The organism is Sphingomonas lutea (genome assembly GCF_014396785.1).
Lineage (GTDB): Bacteria > Pseudomonadota > Alphaproteobacteria > Sphingomonadales > Sphingomonadaceae > Sphingomicrobium > Sphingomicrobium luteum.
The window spans coordinates 478,735-499,509 of sequence record NZ_CP060718.1; the positions used below are offsets into that span (position 1 = coordinate 478,735).

Annotated in this window: 18 protein-coding genes; 11 read left to right on the top strand and 7 right to left on the bottom strand. The window is 66.1% G+C overall.

Translation table 11 applies throughout. The annotated features are described in order from the left end of the window. The first annotated feature begins 45 nt into the window (after positions 1 to 45). Both H9L13_RS12565 and H9L13_RS12570 read left to right on the top strand, forming a co-directional pair. On the top strand, positions 46 to 1,590 hold the full coding sequence (locus H9L13_RS12565; RefSeq protein WP_223176469.1) for a M16 family metallopeptidase: 1,545 nt from the start codon (positions 46 to 48) through the stop codon (positions 1,588 to 1,590). 44 nt (positions 1,591 to 1,634) lie between these two features. Continuing rightward, positions 1,635 to 2,870, top strand: a complete 1,236-nt coding sequence (locus tag H9L13_RS12570) for a M16 family metallopeptidase (protein ID WP_244954831.1) — start codon at positions 1,635 to 1,637, stop codon at positions 2,868 to 2,870. 3 nt (positions 2,871 to 2,873) lie between these two features. Here the strand turns inward: H9L13_RS12570 and H9L13_RS02485 are convergent, their stop codons facing one another. The 4 genes from H9L13_RS02485 to H9L13_RS02500 all read right to left on the bottom strand — a co-directional run bounded on the left by H9L13_RS02485 (position 2,874) and on the right by H9L13_RS02500 (position 8,105). Continuing rightward, positions 2,874 to 3,515 carry a response regulator gene (locus tag H9L13_RS02485; protein ID WP_187538734.1) on the bottom strand — a complete coding sequence of 214 codons (642 nt, stop codon included), beginning with the start codon at positions 3,513 to 3,515 and terminating at the stop codon, positions 2,874 to 2,876. Beyond that, positions 3,512 to 5,095, bottom strand: a complete 1,584-nt coding sequence (locus H9L13_RS02490) for a sensor histidine kinase (RefSeq protein WP_187538736.1) — start codon at positions 5,093 to 5,095, stop codon at positions 3,512 to 3,514. Before H9L13_RS02490 ends, H9L13_RS02485 begins: the two co-directional genes overlap by 4 nt. Positions 5,096 to 5,346: 251 nt before the next feature. Further along, positions 5,347 to 5,655: a hypothetical protein gene (locus tag H9L13_RS02495; protein ID WP_187538738.1), complete on the bottom strand. Its 309-nt coding sequence runs from the start codon at positions 5,653 to 5,655 to the stop codon at positions 5,347 to 5,349. Positions 5,656 to 5,720: 65 nt separating this feature from the next. After that, on the bottom strand, positions 5,721 to 8,105 hold the full coding sequence (locus H9L13_RS02500; RefSeq protein WP_223176470.1) for a PAS domain-containing protein: 2,385 nt from the start codon (positions 8,103 to 8,105) through the stop codon (positions 5,721 to 5,723). Positions 8,106 to 8,149: 44 nt separating this feature from the next. On the opposite strand from H9L13_RS02500, the gene H9L13_RS02505 reads away from it, so the two are divergent. From H9L13_RS02505 to H9L13_RS02535, 7 genes are all read left to right on the top strand, one after another. Continuing rightward, positions 8,150 to 9,124 (top strand): hypothetical protein, encoded by a 975-nt coding sequence (locus H9L13_RS02505; protein WP_187538742.1) that lies wholly within the window; start codon positions 8,150 to 8,152, stop codon positions 9,122 to 9,124. Next, a complete protein-coding gene (locus H9L13_RS02510) occupies positions 9,121 to 9,327 on the top strand; it encodes a hypothetical protein (RefSeq protein WP_187538744.1) in 207 nt (68 codons plus the stop codon). Before H9L13_RS02505 ends, H9L13_RS02510 begins: the two co-directional genes overlap by 4 nt. 64 nt (positions 9,328 to 9,391) lie before the next feature. Next, the gene (locus tag H9L13_RS02515) at positions 9,392 to 9,685 is read left to right on the top strand and encodes a type II toxin-antitoxin system RelE/ParE family toxin (protein ID WP_187538746.1); all 294 of its coding nucleotides are present in this window, start codon (positions 9,392 to 9,394) and stop codon (positions 9,683 to 9,685) included. After that, positions 9,685 to 9,981, top strand: coding sequence for an addiction module antidote protein (locus tag H9L13_RS02520; protein WP_187538748.1), 297 nt, complete (start codon positions 9,685 to 9,687; stop codon positions 9,979 to 9,981). The genes H9L13_RS02515 and H9L13_RS02520 overlap by 1 nt, the downstream gene beginning before the upstream one ends. Before the next feature lie 103 nt (positions 9,982 to 10,084). Further along, entirely contained in the window at positions 10,085 to 11,416 is a 1,332-nt protein-coding gene (locus H9L13_RS02525; protein WP_187538750.1) for a hypothetical protein, read from the top strand. Beyond that, complete coding sequence (locus tag H9L13_RS02530) at positions 11,388 to 11,750, top strand: antitoxin Xre/MbcA/ParS toxin-binding domain-containing protein (protein WP_187538752.1); 363 nt, start codon at positions 11,388 to 11,390, stop codon at positions 11,748 to 11,750. The genes H9L13_RS02525 and H9L13_RS02530 overlap by 29 nt, the downstream gene beginning before the upstream one ends. Further along, complete coding sequence (locus H9L13_RS02535) at positions 11,751 to 12,296, top strand: RES family NAD+ phosphorylase (RefSeq protein WP_235091100.1); 546 nt, start codon at positions 11,751 to 11,753, stop codon at positions 12,294 to 12,296. It abuts the gene before it with no gap. Positions 12,297 to 12,624: 328 nt separating this feature from the next. Here the strand turns inward: H9L13_RS02535 and lepA are convergent, their stop codons facing one another. Next, complete coding sequence (gene lepA, locus H9L13_RS02540) at positions 12,625 to 14,544, bottom strand: translation elongation factor 4 (RefSeq protein WP_187538754.1); 1,920 nt, start codon at positions 14,542 to 14,544, stop codon at positions 12,625 to 12,627. Between the two features lie 60 nt (positions 14,545 to 14,604). Here lepA and H9L13_RS02545 point away from each other — a divergent pair, with 60 nt between their 5' ends. After that, entirely contained in the window at positions 14,605 to 15,816 is a 1,212-nt protein-coding gene (locus H9L13_RS02545) for a hypothetical protein (RefSeq protein ID WP_187538756.1), read from the top strand. Positions 15,817 to 16,209: 393 nt separating this feature from the next. Further along, on the top strand, positions 16,210 to 19,002 hold the full coding sequence (locus H9L13_RS02550) for a M16 family metallopeptidase (RefSeq protein WP_187538758.1): 2,793 nt from the start codon (positions 16,210 to 16,212) through the stop codon (positions 19,000 to 19,002). Between the two features lie 120 nt (positions 19,003 to 19,122). Here H9L13_RS02550 and H9L13_RS02555 read toward each other — a convergent pair whose 3' ends face one another. Beyond that, positions 19,123 to 20,187 (bottom strand): 5-(carboxyamino)imidazole ribonucleotide synthase, encoded by a 1,065-nt coding sequence (locus tag H9L13_RS02555; protein WP_187538759.1) that lies wholly within the window; start codon positions 20,185 to 20,187, stop codon positions 19,123 to 19,125. Continuing rightward, positions 20,184 to 20,666: a 5-(carboxyamino)imidazole ribonucleotide mutase gene (gene purE / locus H9L13_RS02560; protein ID WP_187538761.1), complete on the bottom strand. Its 483-nt coding sequence runs from the start codon at positions 20,664 to 20,666 to the stop codon at positions 20,184 to 20,186. Before purE ends, H9L13_RS02555 begins: the two co-directional genes overlap by 4 nt. Between the last annotated feature and the right edge of the window lie 109 nt (positions 20,667 to 20,775).

The following is a 20,775-nucleotide window of genomic DNA, read 5'->3' on the forward strand; positions in this document are numbered from 1 at the left end:
CATCCGCGCCGGTCAGGCTCCCCATCCGACTTGGGGGAGTATGTTGTGCGTCATCATCTGTTCGCGGTCCTGCTGGCGCTGTCCCCGCTCTCGCTCTCGCTCGCGCCGCCAGCCGCTGCACAGCAAGCCGCTGCCGTCCCCGCGCTCGAATATCGCGAACGCACGCTCGCCAACGGTCTTCGCGTCTATGCCATCAAGGATGAATCGAGCCCCAACGTCTCGGTCCAGGTGTGGTACGACGTCGGCTCCAAGGACGATCCGCGCGGCCGTTCGGGGTTCGCCCATCTGTTCGAGCACATGCTGTTCAAGTCGACCCGCAACATGGTCGACGAACAGTTCGACCGGCTGACCGAGGACGTCGGTGGCTTCAACAACGCCAGCACTGCCGACGACTACACCAATTATTTCGAGGTCGTGCCCGCTAATCACCTCCAGCGCATGCTGTGGGCGGAGGCCGAGCGCATGGGTTCGCTGGTCGTCGACCCCAAGGTGTTCGCGTCCGAACGCGACGTGGTGAAGGAGGAGCTGCGCTCGCGCGTTCTCGCTTCGCCCTACGGCCGGCTGTTCTACCTCTATCTGCCGCAGGTGTCGTACAGCGTGCATCCTTATGCGCGCCCCGGCATCGGCAGCATCGAGGAGCTCGACGCCGCGACGATCGACGATGTCCGCGCCTTCCACGCGACTTACTATCGTCCCGACAATGCCGTTCTGGTCGTCGCCGGCCGCTTCGACGATGCCCAGCTCGACGCCTGGGTCGATCAATATTTCGCGCCCATCGCTCGTCCCGCGACCGCGATCCCGCGCGTCACCGTGGCCGAGCCGCGCCGCACCGCCGCGCGCAGCTACATTGTGCACGAACCCAATGTCCCGCTGCCCGCGGTGCTGTTGAGCTATCCTTCCCCGCCGGCCTCGGCGCGCGATTCGGCGGTGATGGAGGTGATCGACGCGATCCTCTCGGGCGGCGACAATTCGCGCCTCTACCGCGAACTGGTCCGCACCCGCATCGCCAGCGAGGCCGACACCTATAACGACACCAAGCAAGGGCAGGGCGTCTATGCCGTCTATGCCATCCTCGCCGGCGGCAAGACCGCCGCGGAGGGCGAAGCCGCCCTCAAGCGCGAGATCGCCAAGCTCGCCACCACGCCCGTGTCCCAGGCCGAGCTGGCCGAAGCCCGCAACGAGCTCGTCACCGCGGCGCTGCTCGAGCGCGAGACGCCCGACGGCAAGGCCGGCGCGCTGGCCGAAGCGATCATCGTCGGCGGCAATCCGCGCGCCGCGGACGAGCGCCTGGCGCAGATCGCCGCGACCACCCCGCGGATATCCAGCGCGTCGCCCGCCAATATTTGTCCGCGCGCAACGTCGCCGCCGTGCGTTACCTGCCCGAGCCCAAGGGCGGCACCCCGCGCGAGGACCGGATTGCCACCGCCGCGACCGTCCGCACCATCGCGCTCGCCACCCCGCCGAACATCCGCATCGTCGAACCGGCCCCGGCGGCCGAGCGCGTCGTCCCGCCGCCGGTCGGCCCCGAAGTCGTCGCCGCGCTGCCCGCCGCCGACATCCAGAAGCTCGCCAACGGCCTCACCGTGGTGACCGTGCGCCGCGCCGAACTGCCGCTCGCCAGCGCCGCGCTGGTGGTGCCGAGCGGCGCCTCCGCCGATCCGGCGGGCAAGGCCGGGCTCGCCGGTCTTACCACTGCGCTTCTGTCCAAGGGCACGAAAACGCGTTCGGCGACCCAGATCGCGCAGGCGGTCGAAGCGCTCGGCGGCGCGCTCAGCTCCTCGGCCGATCTCGACGGGGCCAACGTCGCCCTCACCGTGAAGTCCGACCAGCTCGCGCCGGCGATCGAAATCCTCGCCGATGTCGCCCGCAATCCAGTCTTCGCCGCCGACGAGCTCGATCGGCAGCGCGGCATCACGACCGACGAATTGGCGGTGGCGATGCAGGATCCGGGCGCGCTGGCGCCGATGGTCGCCAATCGCGCGCTCTATGGCACCGGCGCCTACGGCCATCCCGCCGACGGCACGCCCGGCGCGCTCAAGGGCCTGACCCGTGACGATGTGCTCGCGCATTACCGCCGCAGCTTCGCGCCCGCGCGCGCCACGCTGGTCCTGACCGGCGACGTCACGCCGCAGGCGGCGCGCGACCTCGCCAACCGCTATTTCGGCGATTGGGCGGCGACTGCCGACCCGCCGCCCACGCGGCCGATCGCGGCGGATAGCGCGCGCGGCCGCACCATCGTCATCGACCTGCCGGATTCGGGACAGGCCGCCGTCGCGGTGATCAAGGAGGCGATCCCGCGGTCCGACCCGCGTTATTATGCGGCGCTCGTCGCCAATGCTGTCCTTGGCACGGGCTATTCCTCGCGCCTCAACCAGGAAATCCGCATCAAGCGCGGGCTGTCCTATGGCGCGCGCAGCACGCTTGAAGGACGCCGCCAGGCCGGCCCGGTGTTCGCGGTCACGCAGACCAAGAACGAGTCCGCGCCCGAAGTGCTTGCGCTCGTCCTCGCCGAAATGCGCCGCCTGGGCACGGAGCCGATCCCGGTGGCGGAAATGGCCACGCGCCAGGCCGTGCTCAATGGCGGCTTCGGGCGCACGCTTGAAACCACCTCGGGCCTCGCCGGCCTCATCTCCAACTACATCATCGACGGCCTCGGCGTGGAGGAGATCGCGCGCTACCAGAAAGCGGTGTCGGCGATCACCCCGGCGCAGGCGGGCTCCGCCGCCGCGTCCTTGCTCGCGCCGCAGGGCAGCACGATCGTCATCGTCGGCGATGCGCGCAAGTTCCTCGACCGCCTTCCGCGCGATGGCGGGGCGCCGATCGTCATCCGCGCCAGTGATCTCGATCTCGACAAGGTGCCCGGCCGCTAGGCCTCAGTTGACGTCGCGCGAATAGCTTTCGGCGAGGAATTCGTCGGCACGCACCGCCAGTTCGGTGCGCGTGCTCACGCTCAGTTTCTCGAAGATGCCGTGGAGGTAGACCTTCACCGTGCCTTCGGTCACCCCGAGCTCGCTGGCGATCTCCTTGTTGCGCAGCCCCTGGCGGACGAATCGGATCAGCTGGCGCTCACGCGGCGCCAGCGCCGGGCGCCGCGCATCGCCGAAGCTTTCGTTCAGCGCCTGGATCCGCTCGGCCAGCTCCGGGTCGATCCACGTTCCCCCCGACTGCACTCGGTCCAGGCAGTCGATCAGAAAAGCGGGGTCGGAGCTTTTGAGCACCATGCCGCGAACCCCAAGCGTGCGCGCCTCCATCAAGGTCGCATCGTCGATCGCCGCGGTCAGAAGGACGATCTTCTGCCCAACCCGGTCGTCCTTCAGCTTGCGTACGACCGACATGCCGCCGCCGGGCATCGCCAGATCGAGCAGGAGGATGTCGGGTTTGACAGCCTCCAGCTGGTCGAGCGCTTCGGTCGCCGATGCGGCCGTCGCGGCGACTTCGTGCGGCGTGTCGCGCAACAGCACTTCGATCGCGGTTCGGATCATCGGATGATCGTCGGCCATCAGGATCCGGCTCATGCGGCGCGCCCGCCCAGCGGCAATGAAATCGACAATCTCGTCACCCCCATGCCGCGCGACAGGTCGAGCGCACCGCCCGCCGCCTCCACCCGCTCGCGCAACGTCATCGGCATGCGCGCGCCCTCGCCGCTTTTCGGAAAGGCCGTGCCGTCGTTGATGAAGTCGAGCCGCAACGCGTCGTTCGCGGCGCGCAGCCGGATGCTGACGTTCTTGGCGCCCGCATGACGCACGGCATTGGCGACTGCCTCGCGCACCAGCTGCTGCGCGTCCAAATGCAGGCGCGTCGGCACGGCGACGTCCGCGTCTTCGGCGGAAAAGGTGCACTGGACGTGCCACTGCCGCCCCAGCCGGTCGGCCAAGCCTTTCAGATCCTTGGCGACCTCTTCGACCTCGACCTGCGATGCATCGCGAAGCGCCGCGATGAAGCCGCGAAGCTCGACCTGCTCCTGCAGCATCAATTGCTTCAATTCGTCGAGTTCGGGGGTGAGGTCGCGCTCCGATGAGCGCTTCATGGCTTCGAGGCGGAAGGCGGCCCCTGCAAGGAACTGGACGACGCTGTCGTGAAGGTCGCGCGCAATCGCCAGCCGCGAGCGCGATTCGGCGCTTTCCTCGGCCGCTTTCATCAGGGCGCGCCGATGCATTTGCGCCGCGACATGCGCGCCGACCTGGGTGCCAAGATCGAGCGAGTCGCTCGACAATGCCGGCATGCCCTCCAGAAACAGCTGACCTTCCCCGGCTTGGCTGAGCAGGGGCACTGCCAACCCCTCGCGAAGTCCCAGCCTGTCGATGACTCCGGTACCAAGCAATGGGCCGAGCTTTTGGGCCTGAAGGTTGCCGTCCGCATCGCGGCGAAGGGCGCGGTGATGGGCGACGTCATAAAGAAAGGGGGCGTCTGCCAGCTTGCTGAAATCGGCCGCTTGGGCCTGGTCGACATTGCCGGCCCCGTCGCGTTCGGTGGCGACGATCGCTTTGCTCCCACCGGACCGGACCCAGACCAAGGCGCCGCCGGCGGCGCGGGTGACGACGATGGCATCGTGCAAGGCGGCCTCGATCGTCGGCACGCCCGCCGACCCCTCGGCAACCAGCGTGCTCGCAGTCTCGCTCGCCCGCGTTTGCCAGCGGTGGACGCCGAACCAGATCAGGATCAGTGACAGGATGACCAGATGGCCGGTGCGTCCGACGAAGCGGCCCAGTTCCAGGTCCGGCCCCGGCGTGGCCAGGCCAGCCATCACGTAAAGCAAGGTCAGGAGGACCGCGGTCAGCGCGGTGGCGCGCCAGCCCCAGCGGATCGCCGCGGCCAGCAGGACGAACACGAAGAAGGTGAAGAAGGGGCTTTTGTCGCCCTCGGTCAAATAGACCACGGACGTGAACAGCGCGATGTCGACCGCATGCGCCGGCCCGCCCGATTGCGCGTCGAGCCACCAATTCTTCCAGGTGAGGCAGGTGATGACGACGGCGAACAGCAGATAGCCCCACAACAGGGGGTAGGTCGCGGGCGGCACCTGGCGCGGGTGCGACCAGTCGATCCACACGACGACCAGGAACAGCGACGCCAATAGCAGCCGCCCCAGCGCGATCACGCGTCCCGACGCTAGTTGAACCCCGCTCCCCACGGCGGCGATGGTATCGCATCGGACGCGCCGCGCCCACCCGCCCGCGCTGCGACCGTCGGGCAACACTAACCTTGGACAAGGTGAACTTTGGATATCTTGTCCGGTTGCCGCCGCGTGGCTAGTTCGGACGGGTCTTCAATCGGACCTTCTGGAAAGGAGCGCGGCCAGCGAACCCGCGCTCCTTTCTTTTTGTGCGGACTTTATGCGTGGGCGCGCGCTTAGTAGCGGGCGAGGATGAATTCGCGCGCCGCGCGATATTCGGTGGGCGTTACGCGGCCATCCTCGTCGCCGTCGGCAATCGCCCGGAAGGCGTCGGCGGCGGCCTGCGCCTCGCGCGCCGACAACAGGATGTCCCGATCCGTGTCGTGGGTCTTGAGCGCCCAGTTCATCAGCACCCAGTCGCGCTCGAAAATCTGCGCCGCGGCAACGCCGATCGGCGCGCTCGCCTGGGTCGCTTCGGTGGGAACGGGGCGCGCCGCGGCCGGGGTCGCGACCAATGCGGCAAGCAGCAACGAAGACCAACGCATCGCAACCTCCATCCACCCGCGCATCGCCAAACGCGTAAGTGCGCTTTGGGTTCAGGAGCGAACCGTCAGGACTTCGACAGCGCCCCGCGCACCGCCTTGTCGAGTGCGTCGGCGCGGAACGGCTTGGCCAGCAGCGGCGCATCGGGCGCGACGCGCTTGACCGCGTCGGTCTCGCTGTAGCCGGACACGAACAGGATCGGCTGGTCGGGTCGCTGGCTGAGGATGCGGCTGGCGACTTCGGCGCCGGACAGGCCGGGCATGATGAAATCGAGCACCACCAGGTCGGGCGCCTCGCGATCCATCTCGGCCAGGCCGGCGCGGCCGTCGGCGGCCTCGCGGACGCTGTAGCCTTGCTCTTCCAGCGTGGCGACGACGAAGCCGCGCACATCGGGGTCGTCGTCGATCACCAGCACCGATGCGCTCATCCGTTCGGACGGCGTCGCTAGTCCGTCGACCGGTGCCGCGGCCTCGGCTTCGCTTGCGCCTTCCGCCGCGCGGAACAGCAGCTCGACCGACGTCCCGTGGCCGGGCCGGCTTGCGATCCGCGCCGCGCCGCCCGACTGGCGGGCCATGCCATAGACCATCGACAGGCCAAGCCCCGTGCCCTTGCCGACGTCCTTGGTCGTGAAGAAGGGGTCGAACGCGCGCGCGGCGACGTCTTCGGCCATGCCCTCGCCGGTGTCGGTGATGGTCAGTGCGATATAGGTGCCGTCCTCAAGGTCGGGGTCGTCGCGGACCTCGACCTTGCGCGTGGCGAAGCTGAGGATTCCGCCGTCCGGCATTGCGTCGCGCGCATTGATCGCCAGGTTGAGCACCGCGACCTCGAGCTGGGTCGGGTCGGCCATCACCGGTATCGCGTCGCCGTCGAGGTCGAAGCGTTTCTCGATCCCCGGGCCAAGCACGTTGCGCAAGAGCGGGCGCATGTTCTGAATGAGCGGCGCGACCAACGTCGGCCGAACCTCGAGCCGCTGCACCCGGCTGAACGCCAGCAGCTGTCCTGTCAGCCGCGCCCCGCGCTCGGCCGCCGCAAGCGCATTGTCGGCATAGCGCTTGAGCTTGTCATCCTCGGTCCGCTTGGTGATCACGTCGAGGCCGCCGACGACCACCGTCAGCAGATTGTTGAAATCGTGCGCGATGCCGCCCGTCAGCTGGCCCAGCGCTTCCATCTTCTGGCTCTGGCGCAATTGCTCCTGCGCGGTCTTGAGCTCGGTCAGGTCGCGCGCTTCGAACAACAGATAAACGACCTCGCCGTCGGACCCGCGCACGGGCTGCACGGACACGTCGAGGAAGGCGGTCGGAACGCCTGTCCGTTCCATCTTGACCTCGGTCGTGAAGACCTCGCCCCGCGCCGCCGCGGCGATGCCCTGCTTCATATGCTCGCGATGCTGCGGATAGGCCGACAGCGTCGGCGCATCCCATAACTTCTGGCCGATCGCCTCGTCGGGATGGGGGTGGCGCCACACCTCCCGCCGGTTGTTGACCGCAATCACCGTGCCGTCGGGCTTGAGCAGCACCATGACCTCGAGCGCGGCTTCGAACACCGCGCGGAACTGCGCTTCGGACGCGGCCAGCTGTGCAGTCTGCTCCGCCACCTGGCGGCGAAGCTCGAGCTCGGCTTCCTTGGCAAGCGTGATGTCGCCCGCCACGCCGATGAAGCCGACCAGCTCGCCATCGGGCGAGAAGCGCGGCTGCGACACGCTGCGCAGCCAGCGATATTCGCCGTCGTGGCGCAGGTAGCGCCCCTCGAGCGTGAAGCTTTGCAGCGATGCCTCGCCGGCCAGGCTTTCGGCGACGATGCGGTCGACGTCGTCGGGGTGGATGCGCGCGCGCCAGTCGGTCGTGCGCGCCGTCTCGCGCTCGGCGTCCGACGTGCAGTGCGGCCCGCACACGAACTCGACATAAGCGTCGTTGACGAAGTCGCGCACGCGGTCGATCCTGGTCACCCACATCAGCGCCGGCGCGCTGTTGGCGATGCGCCGGAAGCGCTCCTCGCTTTCCTTGAGCGCGCGTTCGGCGGCGCGCTGCTCGGTGACGTCGGTGATCAAGGCGACGATGCCGTGCACTGCGCCGTCGGGCCCCGGCTGCGGCACATATTCGGCCTGGAGCGCGAGCGGCCCGCGCGTCGGATGGTCGAAGTCCGCCGCGAACCACTGCCGCTCGCCGCCGAACGCCGCTTCGAACATCGGCTTGCGCACCGCATAGACCTCGGGCCCGAGCAGTTCCTCGACCGTAAGGCCCAGCAGCTCGCGCCGCGGCCGCTCGAAGAATTCGGCGAAGGCGCGGTTGATGAAGGTGTAGCGTCGCTCGCGGTCGATATAGGCGATGGGGTTGGGCAGGGCATCGGCGATCCCGCGGATCCAGCCGAAGTCGAAGCCCGGCGGCACGCTGCGCCCCGTCACGTCCGAATCGTCCCTGCCGCGATCGCCCATGCGCCCGACGCTACAGGCCAAATTTTCGCTTTCCTATTAGGATTTCGCTTGCTCCATCCTCATCGATGAGCAGCATCCCCGTCATCTGCGACCGTTGTCGCGCCACCGGATTCGCCGGCGAATCCGATTTCACCCACCTTGGCGATCTCCTCGCCTTCACCCCCGTCCCGCGCTTGACCAAGCGCGCCGACGGCTGGACGCCCGAGCGTCAGCGCGCCTTCATCGCCGCGCTCTCCGCCACCGGCTCGAAGCGGCAGGCGGTGCAGGCCCTCGGCATGGCCGCCTATGGCGTGGATCAGCTGCTCAAGGCCGACGGCAGCGACAGCTTCAAGGCCGCAGTCGACCGCGCCATGCTGATCGCCCAGGCCAACGGCAGCATGAAGATCGCGCAAGGCGTGGCCGACGCCGCGGCCCGCAATGCCCAGCTCACCCCGCCCTCGCGTCTCCGCGGCCTCCCCCCGCCCGAAGCCGAAGAGCCGGAGGAGGATGAGGACCGCAAGTGGGAATTGCTTGAAGGCATCGGCGTCAAGTTCATGCGCAAGGTCGCGGCCGAACGGCAGGCGCGCCTGGCGGGGGAGATTGTCGCCGCCGATTTCTATCTGCGCCAGATCACGGTGATGGAAGTCATGCTCGACCTCCTGTCGGCCAAGCTCGGCTTCGACGCGAATGAGGTGCTGCGGGATCTGCGGCGCGGCGATCACGCCCTCGTCCAGATCGCCGCGACCACGTTCAGCGACTCGCTCGATCGGGCCCGCCGCGCCTGGTGGGCGGACGAAGGCGCGCCCAACCGCCCGCCTTATCCCGACCCGCGCTTCCTGACGCAGCACCGCCACCGCGACGGCAATTATGCGGTCGCGGTGGATCAGAGCGCGACCGGCGCCACCACGACCCCGGCGCGCGGCTACACGCAGGAAGAATGGGCGGCTATGGGCGCCGACGCGCAATGGGCGGCGCGGGAAAAGCAGTTCGAGGAGGACGCCGTCGCGCAAGCCCAATGGGAACGGCGCGCCCATGCCGAATGGGAGGAGCGCCAGGGATGAGCAAGCCGGAAGACGACCAGCAACCGACCGCCCCGAACATGCGTACCTTCTCGCTCAACAGCCAGGCGTTCTACGAAGCCGTCCGCGAACCCCGCGAGCGCCCGTGGATCCCCAACGGCGCGCTCCCGCGGGAGCCGAAGGTTTGGGGGCCGAGGGTGATTGTGGAGCAGCGCGATGGGCCGGCGCGGAGGAGAAAAGGTTGACAGGGGAGCCGACCCTGTCAACCACAGTTGACATCGCGACAGCTGTAAACTATAGGAGACAGGATTGATCGAGGTTCGGCAGACCACCCGCTTTTCGACTTGGCTGGCGGGTCTGCGGGACGAACGCGCCCGAGCCCGCATCCTGAAGCGGCTTGATCGGGCCGGGCAGGGGAATTTGGGCGACGTCGCTCCGGTTGGGGAAGGCGTCTCGGAGATGAGGATTTTCTATGGCCCAGGCTACCGCGTCTATTTCGTCCAGCGCGGGTCGGCGCTGATCGTTCTGCTGTGCGGCGGCGACAAGGCGACGCAAAACGCGGACATCGCGGAAGCGAAGGCCATGGCGGAGGAGTTGGACTGATGCCGAAGATCGAAACCACGAAGTTCGACTCCGCCGATTACCTCAACACCGCCGAAGCCATCGCCGCTTATCTCGACGCCTATCTCGAAGACGCCACCCCCGAAGAGCTGCGCGGCGCACTCGCCACTGTCGCGCGCTCCCACGGCATTTCGGATCTGGCGCGGCGCAGCGGCGTCAGCCGGCCGGGAATTTACAAGGCGCTGGGCGAGGACGGGAACCCGTCGTTTGAGACGATCCGCTCGATCTTGGGGGCAATGGGGTTGCGGTTGACGATTGAGCCTGCCGAGATGGGTTAAGTTCAGCAAAAAACTCCGGCCGCATTATACTGTTAGTTACGTTTTTGTTTCAAAGTTGACATTCGTGAAACCGTTTCGTAATCGCGGTAGCACGGAGGCCGGCATGAACGACAACGTTGTGTATCTTCATGGAAAGCCGCGAGAGGTCGCGCAGGTGACTCGGGTTGGATACCGAGAACATGCCCTTTGCGAACAACTGCTAAGTGCAAACAAATTGGGAACTCGACGCTTTGTATTGGAAGCGGCCACAGAAAGCACGCGTCGACACAAAAGCTTAGTCAGATCGCTCAAAGACCGGAAGGCAGAGATAGTCCTCGATACGAATTGCGCTGAACTAAGCGTCAAGGGTCGCTTTGCCGGTTCAGTGAAATCAGCTCCATGGTCAGCGGAAGGCCGCGCACTTGAGGCCGAAGATTTTGTCCCCGGCACGAACAGGAGCGTGATTGAGCCCATCGCCCGATATGCGGTGAAGAATGAGATAACAGCCTTGCTCTCGCCCTCGCACTTACTGACCGAAGGCGGGCCTGATTGGCTGCCAGTTGATCTCAAATCATGTGAGGCGCTCAGAGTAGCGCTCGATCGCTATGGTGGAGGCCACATACCGATCGATTACCCGTTACTCATTTCGTACACGCAGTTTCGCGATCCAAGCGTCCGCAAGAACCTTCGCGAGGCGCTCCGCGACTTGCCCGTGGATCGAATTTGGCTTCGCATCGCAGGCTTCGGTGTGGATGCAACCGGCGTGGGCATGTCGCGCGTTGTGGAAGGCTCACGCGATTTCCACGAATTGGGTATCCCGATAATCGCCGACCAGGTCGGCGGCGTTGCAGCCATCGCCATTTCAGCGATGGGCGGCGTCAGCGGCTTCGCTAGTGGCATTGAGGGCAAGCAACGTTTTGATGCGTCAACTTGGTTGCGCCCAGCAGCAAGCGGCGGCGGCAGCGGCGCTAAGCGCATATTTATTGCAGGATTGGATCGGTTTCTTTCGACGGGGGAAATGCGGACATTTTTCGATGACACAAGGACCTCGCGCCATCTTTTCGGATGTTCTGATCCATCTTGCTGCGGCGACGTCGACAAGATGCTTCGGAATCCCGCTGCTCATTTGGCTGTCCAGAGCGGCCGGCTGGTTTCAAGCCTTTCCGAAACACCGGAGGCGATCCGTGCCGAACAGTTCTTGGAAAATCATCTTCGCGAGCACGTAAAGACAGCGGCAAGGGCGAGTAGAATTCGAAACATGGATTACGAATTACGACGGAAGGTTGCGTCATCAGTAAAGCGGCTCGAACTCGCCTTCGAGGCGCTGTCCGGCCTTCACGACGGCCTGGGAACCGTCGAGCTTCCCGCAGAAGCCAAGTTCCGTAGCGGATCGCGTCAAACCGAATTGAATCTAGAAGAGAAGAATCATGAATTCCGTCGCACTCAAAACTCGTGAAACTGCCGTCTCCCGACTTGTTGGTGAACTCAAGACCATCGGTGGGCTCAAGGGACGCGACTTGGCGAACATCCTCGGCGTCTCGCCACCAACCGTTACTCGGTGGTCCAAGGGCGAGGCAGATCCGACAATAGACAAGCAGACTGCGATGGCGCAGTTGCGTTGGGTCGCTGAGCGGTTGGCAGATTTTTATGAGCCAGACGAAATTCGTTTGTGGCTTCAATCACCCCATCCTCAACTGTCGGCTCTTCGACCCTACGATCTGATCGTCGAGGGCCGCACCGCTGACGTACTCGAGGTAATCGAGCGACTTGATAGTGGGGTGTATCTCTAAGTGACACGTCAGCGCGGGCTGGACGATCGACTACTTGATCTTGTGGGGGCCGTGGATGGGCAGGCCTTCGATGGAACGATGTGGCGCGTTGTCAGAGCTGGGCGAAATGCCTTCGACGGATCACGTGGCTCAGGACGCTGGAATACCGCGCAAATGTCGGTGCTCTACGGGGCGGCTGAACCTGATGGCGCGATTGCCGAAATCCACTTCCATCTTAATCGGGGGCAATCGGTGTTTCCGTCGCGGATGGCGCACAATTTGTACGAGCTTGAGGTCAGGGCAAATCAGACGCTCGTGCTTGCCGATATGGATCAACTCCGGTCGCTCGGCGTCGACGACGATCGTTACCGCGAGTTGCTGTATGTGCGTACGCAGGAGATAGCCTCAGCAGCCGCATTTCTGGGATTCGATGGATTAGTAGTTCCATCTGCACGCTGGGACTGCCGGAACATCGTCCTCTTCCTCGATGTGCTCGACTTGGAAGAATTGCGTGAGGTATCCGTCCGGCCAGTGGATTGGACGGATTGGCGGCGCCAGAACAAATAGAACGCTTTCGGGAAGGACGCCCGCAGATAACATCCGTAGCGCCGCGACAAACGCCTCCTGCGGGATGTTCACATCCCCGTACTCCCGCATCTTCGCCTTTCCCTGGCGGCCTCGGTCAGTCCCCCGGACTAAGCTCCGGGGTCCATTCTGCTTATCGAGGAGCTAGCTTCCGCTACAAGACGCTCCCGGTCCTCACTTTCCTTACGGAAAGCTGCGGTCTTCGCTTCGTGTCGTCGAACGGGTTCGGCATTGCCGACCCGCCGGCCGGGTCGTCGTAGTCTCTTCGCGCTGCTTCGGCGACGCTGCGCGTCGGCGGCGCTGCGCTCGGCTACTCCTCCCCCATCCTCAGCGCAGCAATAAACGCCTCCTGCGGAATGCTGACATTCCCATACTCGCGCATCTTCGCCTTCCCCTTCTTCTGCTTCTCGAGCAGCTTCCGCTTGCGCGTCGCATCGCCGCCGTAACATTTCGCCGTCACGTCCTTGCGCATCGCGCTGATGGTTTCGCGGGCGATGACCTTGCCGCCGATCGCGGCCTGGATGGGGATTTTGAAGAGGTGGCGGGGGATGAGTTCCTTTAATCGCTCGCACATGCCGCGGCCGCGGGCTTCGGCGGTGCCGCGGTGGGTGATCATGCTGAGCGCATCGACCAGCTCTTCATTGACCAGGATGCTCATCTTGACCAGGTCGCCCTCGCGGTGGCCGATCTGCTCGTAATCGAATGACGCGTAGCCGCGGCTGATGCTTTTCAGGCGGTCGTAGAAGTCGAACACCACTTCGTTGAGCGGGAGTTCGTAGGTCAGCTGGGCGCGCTGGTGGCTGCCGCTGCCGACATAGGTCAGGCCCTTCTGGATGCCGCGGCGGTCCTGGCACAATTTGAGGATCGCGCCGAGATATTCGTCGGGGGTGTAGATGGTGGCACTGATCCACGGCTCCTCGATCATCTCGATCCGGTTGGGGTCGGGCATGTCGGCGGGATTGTGCAGCTCGATAATCTGGCCACCACTTCCGCTCTCCCCCTCCCGCTCATCCTGAGGAGGGACTGAGCCCCGTCGAAGACCCGTCTCGAAGGACCGGCCACCCGACGTCGCATCCTTCTTACTCCGCGTCAGGTGCATCCGGTACACCACGCTCGGCGCGGTGGTGATGAGGTCGAGATCATATTCGCGGGTCAGCCGCTCCTGGATGATCTCTAGGTGGAGGAGGCCGAGGAAGCCGCAGCGGAAGCCGAAGCCGAGCGCGGCGCTGCTTTCGGTCTCGAAGCTGAACGACGCATCGTTGAGGCGCAGCTTGTAGAGGGATTCGCGCAGCTTCTCGAAGTCCGCGGCGTCGACCGGGAACAGGCCGCAGAAGACCACCGGCTGGACTTCCTTGAAGCCCGGCAGCGCGGTCGCGGTGGGGCGCTTGGCGTCGGTGATGGTGTCGCCGACGCGGGTTTCGGCGACCTCCTTGATCTGCGCGGTGATGAAGCCGATTTCGCCCGCGGCGAGCTCGGGGAGCTGTTCGATCTTGGGGCGCATGCAGCCGACGCGGTCGACCAGGTGCGTGGTGCCCGCGGCCATGAACTTGACCTGCTGGCCCTTCTTGAGGACGCCTTCGATCACGCGCACCAGGATGACGACGCCGAGATAGGGGTCGTACCAGCTGTCGACGAGCATCGCCTTCAAGGGTGCGGTGCGGTCGCCCTTGGGCGGCGGGATGCGGTCGACGATCGCCTGGAGGATGTCGGGGATGCCGATGCCGCTCTTGGCGGATGCGAGCACCGCCTGGCTGGCGTCGAGGCCGATGATTTCCTCGATCTCCTGCTTGACGCCTTCGGGGTCGGCGGCGGGGAGGTCGATCTTGTTGATCACCGGCACGATTTCATGGTCGTGCTCGATGCTCTGGTAGACGTTGGCGAGCGTCTGCGCTTCGACGCCTTGGGCGGCATCGACCACCAGCAGCGCGCCTTCGCACGCGGCGAGGCTGCGGCTGACTTCATAGGCGAAGTCGACGTGGCCGGGCGTGTCCATCAGGTTGAGCTCGTACGTCTCGCCGTCCGCGGCCTTCCAGTTCAGGCGCACGGTCTGGGCCTTGATGGTGATCCCGCGCTCCTGCTCGATCTCCATATTGTCGAGCACCTGGCCGTGCGTCATCTCGCGCTCGCTGAGGCCGCCGGTGGCAAGGATCAGGCGGTCGGCCAGCGTGCTCTTGCCGTGGTCGATGTGCGCGATGATCGAAAAATTCCGGATTCGAGAAATATCGTCCATTTTGCCGATTTTTTAGAGGATTTGGGGCGCTATAGTGGCTGCGTCGAAGGGGGCAATCGTATGAAGCGAGCGAGCGTGGCGGCGGCGGCCGCTTTGGTGGTGATGGGTGCAGCGCCGGCCAAGGGCCCGCCGCCGCCGGTCGCCAATTACTGGATGGACGTGACGACCACCAGCGGATTCGGCGCGGGCATGGCCGGCGGCGGCGCGCAGCCGGACATGGCGCAGGTGATGGCGATGCTGTCCGGCCGCGGGGGCGGCGTCGGGCATACCATCGACCTCCGGCTTGCATCGAAAACCAAGGCGCCCGCGGCGGCGAGTGCCGACCATTGGATCCCGCCCGCGCTACAGATGGGGCTGAGCTTGCCGCTGGTGACTCCGGCGCGCCCCGCAGCCGAGCCGCGCGCCGACGGCCTGCCCGCGCAATGGCAGCAGCCCAAGGGGCGGATGCTGATCTACTGGGGCTGCGGCGAGCATGTGACCGCGGGCCAGCCGACGGTGATCGATTTTGCCAAGATGGTCGCGGGCAAGATGCCGCCCGGAATGGCGGCCATGGCTAGCGCGGCCAGGGTGGTCAGCGGGCCGTATAACGCGCCCGGCTTCGGCAAATGGCCCAACGACCGCGACAGCCGCGCCGTCCCGGCCACCGGGTCGCTGATCGGCGCGCACAGGATCGCCGGCAATTATTCGCCCGAGATCGCGTTCAGCCTTGGTGCCGGCCAGGATTTCATGGGCGGGCTGAACCTCACCGAGGCGGGAACGCTGCCGTCGGGGGCGGCGCGGCTGGCGTGGCAGGCGGTGCCCAATGCCACCGGCTACGCACTGGCGATGTTCGGCGCCAACCCGAATGGCGACATGATCATGTGGAGTTCCGCCAAGACGGCGGGCATGGCGACCCTCGATTATCTCGCCCCCGCCGAAGTGAAGCGCCTGATCGGCACGGGCGCGGTGCTGCCGCCTTCGACCAATCAGTGCGTGCTCCCCGCCGAGGTCGCGGCGGCGGTCCCGACTGGGATGATCACGATGATCGGCTACGGTCCGGAAGCCAATTTCTCGGATGATCCCAAGGCGCCGAAATGGACCGCCAAGGTGCGCTACAAGACGACGGCGAGCCTGATGCGCGGGATGCAGGGCATGATGGGCAGCGCAGGCATGGGCCAAGCCGAAGCGATGCCGCCGCCCCAAGTCCAGCCGCAACAGCCTCGGCGCAAGAGAAAGCGCAGCCTGCTCGGCGACATCATCGAGGGGGCGACGGGGATTCCGACCGGGCAGTGACCCGGTTGGGGGCAGCGTGAACTTTTATCCGAGCGGCCAGCTAAACGCACGCCTGGTGCGGCTCGACTTTGCTGCAGCCAGCTCAAGCGTCCGCGCGTCTTCCTCATATTGTAGCGCCATCTCGTTCAGCACCACGCGGGCGTCGCTTGTAAGCGCGTCGGTGGCGAGGTCGCGACATTTCGAGGCTTTGAAGCGAAGGGCGTCAACATCGGACTGCATGGGCCGACTCGCTGTTTGTGAGCACGCCGCGCGCTTTTACCCGACGCGCGGCGAGCGCGGCAAGCTGCGCCGCCGTTCATCGATGAGCCAGACCGCTTGCGCGACGGTCGTTGCGCACCAGCGCGTCGCCGTTAAGGTCCGCGCCGACACAGATTCGCAGGAGAATTCAAGCCCATGCGCCTGCTGCGCCATCTCGCCCTCCTCACCGCCTTCGCCTGGACACTGCCGCTCGCCGCCGCGCCAGCGAACAAGTCAGTGCCGATCCCAAGTCTGGTGCGGCAGGTCGCGATCCCGCATTCGAGCTTCACCTTGGCCAACGGCCTCAAGGTCATCGTCCACGAAGACCGAAAGGCGCCGATCGTCGCGGTCAGCATGTGGTACAATGTCGGGTCGAAGGACGAGCCGCAGGGCAAAACCGGCTTTGCGCATCTGTTCGAACATCTGATGTTCAACGGCACCGAGAACATGCCGGGGGACTTCTTCGAATACCTCCAGCAGATCGGCGCGACCGACTATAACGGCACCACCTCGTTCGACCGGACAAACTATTTCCAGACGGTGCCCAAGGGTGCGCTCGACCGGGCGTTGTTCATGGAAAGCGACCGCATGGGCTATCTGCTCGGCGCGGTGACGCAGGGCGTGCTCGATAACCAGCGCGGCGTCGTCCAGAACGAGAAGCGCCAGCGCGATACCGCGCCCGGCGGGTTGATGTATTACGACGTGTTCGCGACGCTGTTCCCCAAGCCGCACCCCTACAATCACATGTCGATCGGTTCGATGGCCGATCTCGACGCGGCGAGCCTCAACGACGTCAAGCAGTGGTTCCGCGACAAATACGGCCCCAACAATGCCGTGCTGGTGCTGGCGGGCGATATCGATGCCGCCGAGGCGCGGCCGCTGGTCGAGAAATATTTCGGCGCGATCCCGCGCGGGCCGGTCAACCGGCCGGCGATGGCGCGGGTGCCGACTCTGCCCGCGGCCAAGACGATCGAGATGAAGGACCAGGTCGCGGCGACCAGCATCCAGCGCTTCTGGACGGTGCCCGGCCTACTCGATCCGCAGCTTGCCGCGATCGACATCGGCGGGTCGGTGCTCGGTGGGCTTGCCAGCTCGCGCCTCGACAAGATTCTCGTGCGCGACGAGAAGATCGCGCTGGCGGTCAGCGCGTCGATGACTCCGCTGCAGCGCGCCGGCCTGTTCCAGATGGGCGCTACCGTTACGCCCGGCGTCGACCCCAAGCTGGTGTCGAAGCGCCTCGACGAGGTGCTGGCGCAATTCCTTGCCGAAGGGCCGACGCCCGACGAAGTGCAGCGCGCGGTGATGCGCGAAGTTTCCGGCCGCGTCCGCGGTCTCGAGCAAGTCGGCGATTTCGGTGGCAAGGCCGTCAATCTGGCCGAGGGTTGGGTCTACGCCCAAGACAGCAATTTCTACAAGAAGACGCTCGACGCCTACGCCGGGATCACGCCCGCCAAGGTGCGCGCGGCGATGCAGACATGGCTGCGCCGCCCGGCGCTGACCGTGATCCTTTCCCCCGGCGAGCGGCCCGCATATACCGAAGCGCAACCCGCCGCCCCGGCCAAGACCGCCGATGCCGCGCCAAAGCCGAACATAACGCGGCAGATTCCGCCCGTCGGCCAGCTCGCCGAGCTCGATTTCCCGACGATCGAGCATGCGCGCCTCGCGAACGGTATCCCGATCAAATATGTCCGCCGCTCGGCCGTGCCCGTGACGCAGATGGCGATCGCGTTCGATGCTGGCGATGCCTCCGACGACCCCACAAAGCGCGGGCTTGCGGGCATCGCCATGACCTTACTTAACGAGGGCACGGCGAGCATGAGTTCGCAGGAGTTCGCCGAAGCCGAAGAGCGGCTGGGTGCGAATGTCAGCGCGAGCAATTCGGCCGACCGGTCGTACACCATGCTCAATGCGCTTTCGGCCAATCTCGCGCCGTCGCTCGACCTCTTGTCCGAATTCCTGCGCCGGCCGGCCTTCGCGCCGCCCGAGATCGCGCGGATCAAGAAGCAGGCGCTGACTGGCATCGAACAATTGCAGAAGGACCCGACACGGGTTGCGTCGCGCGTCATGCCGACGGTGCTTTACGGCGCTTCGCATCCTTATGGGTCGCCGGCCGGCGGCGATCCCAAGGCGATCGCGGCGCTGACTCGCGACGACCTGGTCGGCTTCCACCAGCGCTGGCTGCGGCCCGACAATGCGCGCATCTTCATCGTGTCGAGCCTGCCGCTGAGCGAGGTCATGCCGATGCTTGAAGCGCGGTTCGGCTCTTGGGCGCCGCCCAGCGTCGCGCGTGGGGTCAAGGCGTTTCCAGCGCCCAATCCGCGGCCGACCGCGCAGAAGATCCTGTTGATCAATCGGCCCGGCGCGCCGCAGGCGAGCATCGCCGGTGGTCAATTGCTCCCCCTCGATCCGAAGAGCGACATCCTGCCGCTGAGCGCGGCCAATCGTGCAATTGCCGGCGACTTTTTGTCGCGGCTCAACATGAATCTGCGCGAGACCAAGGGCTGGTCCTACGGCGTCGGCGGGCGTGAGGGGGTGAGTGCCAACGCGGTCAGCTATTCGATCAGCGCGCCGGTGCAGGTCGACCGCACGGGCGAGGCGCTGGCAGAGCTCAACCGCGAAGTCGGCGAGTTCCTGACCGCGAAGGGCGTGACCGACGCCGAGCTGGCGCGGATCAAGGCGCGCGGCGTGGCGGAGCTTCCCGGCCAGTTCGAAACGGCGGGCGCGGTGATCAGCGCGATGATGAGCATGGACCTGCTCGGACGCCCCGACGATTATTACGAGCGGCTGCCGGGCAAGTATCGCGCGCTGACGACGGCCTCGGCCGACGCCGCGATCCGCGCCGCGGTCGATCCCAAGGGCTTCGTGTGGATCGTTACCGGTGATGCCGCCAAGATCCGGCCGCAGCTCGAGAAGCTGAACTTGCCGATCGAGATGGTTGAGGCGCCTTGATAGCAGCTAGGCAGTCACGGGAGTGAATCCCGTGACGTCAGTCGGGTTCGCCTTGCGACCCGCTGGCCGGCTTTCGCCCTCTCTTCGACATAAGCGCTCGTTCGCAGCGCGAACGCGCTCTTATGCTCGGCGGCTTAAGCGCGTGACGTGGCCCATTTTGCGGCCGGGGCGGGCCTCGCCTTTGCCGTAGATGTGGACATGGGCGCCGGGCTCGGCGACCAGTTCGGGCCAACGGTCGAGGTCGTCGCCGATGAGGTTGTCCATCGCCGCGCCACCCGAGACAAGGTCGGTTGACCCGGGGGGCAAGCCGCAGATGGCGCGGATGTGTTGCTCGAACTGGGAGGTGACCGCGCCCTCAATCGTCCAGTGGCCGCTGTTGTGGACGCGCGGCGCGATTTCGTTGACCACCGGGCCATCGGCGCCGGCGAAAAACTCGACGGTCAGCACCCCGATATGGCCGAGCGCCTCGGCGATGCGCTGCGCGGCCGACCGCGCCTCGTCGATCTGCCCGGCGACGAACGCGCCGCACGGCACGGTCGAGGTCCGCAGGACGCCCTCGCGGTGGACGTTCTCGGACGAATCCCAGATCGCGTGGCGGCCGTCCGCCCAGCGCGCGATGATCACCGAATATTCCGCGTCGAACGCGACTCCGGCCTCGGCCACGGCGGGTTCTTCGCCGATCGCTTGCCACGCGGTACGCGCTTCATCGGGCGAGTGGATCCACGCCTGGCCCTTGCCGTCATAGCCGTAGCGGCGGGTCTTGAGCACGATCGGCACGCCAAGCTCGGCAACCGCCGCATCGACGTCGGCCAGGGTCGCCACGGCGCGCCACGGCGCCACCCGCGCCCCGCAGCGCTCCAGGAAATCCTTTTCGGTGGCGCGGTCTTGCGCGACGGCCAGCGACTTCGTGCCGGGGCGCAATTTGTCGCCGAGCCCTTCGAGCGGCGCGACCGCAAGATTCTCGAATTCGTAGGTGGCGACGTCGACGTCGGCCGCGAACCGATCCAGCGCCGCGCGGTCGTCGAATGCGGCGCGGGTGAAGGCCGCGGAAACATCCGCCGCTGGCGGGCGCTCGTGGGGGTCGAAGATGTGGCAGCGATACCCAAGCTGCGCTGCGGCAACCGACAGCATGCGGCCCAGCTGGCCGCCGCCAATGATTCCGATCGTCGACCCCGGCTCAATCATTCGGGCGATTCGGCCACCGCGCCGGTCTGGCTTTCGCGCCACGCATCTAGCCGGGCGGCAAGGGCATCGTCGCCGTTGGCAAGGATCGCAGCGGCCAGCAGTGCCGCGTTCACCGCCCCCGCCTTGCCGATGGCCAGCGTGCCTACCGGGACGCCTGCGGGCATCTGGACGATCGACAGCAGGCTATCCATGCCCTTCAGCGCCTTGCTCTCCACCGGAACGCCAAGCACGGGAAGTGCGGTCATCGACGCCGCCATGCCCGGCAGATGGGCCGCGCCGCCTGCGCCGGCGATGATCACCTTGAGGCCGCGGCCGCGCGCCGACTGGGCGTAATCGAACAGACGCTTTGGCGTGCGATGCGCGGAAACGACCTTGCTCTCATGCGCGACACCCAGCTTTTCGAGCGTTTCGGCGGCATGGCGCATCGTCTCCCAATCGGAGGTGCTGCCCATGATGATGCCGACCAACGGCTCGCTCATTGTCCCGCCTTGGAGCAGTGGAAAGAGCAAGCTCGTTTAGGGGGCGGATTCGTGGCAGGCAATCGGTGGATTAGCATGCCGCATTTTCAAGCGCGCGATTCCGCGCTAT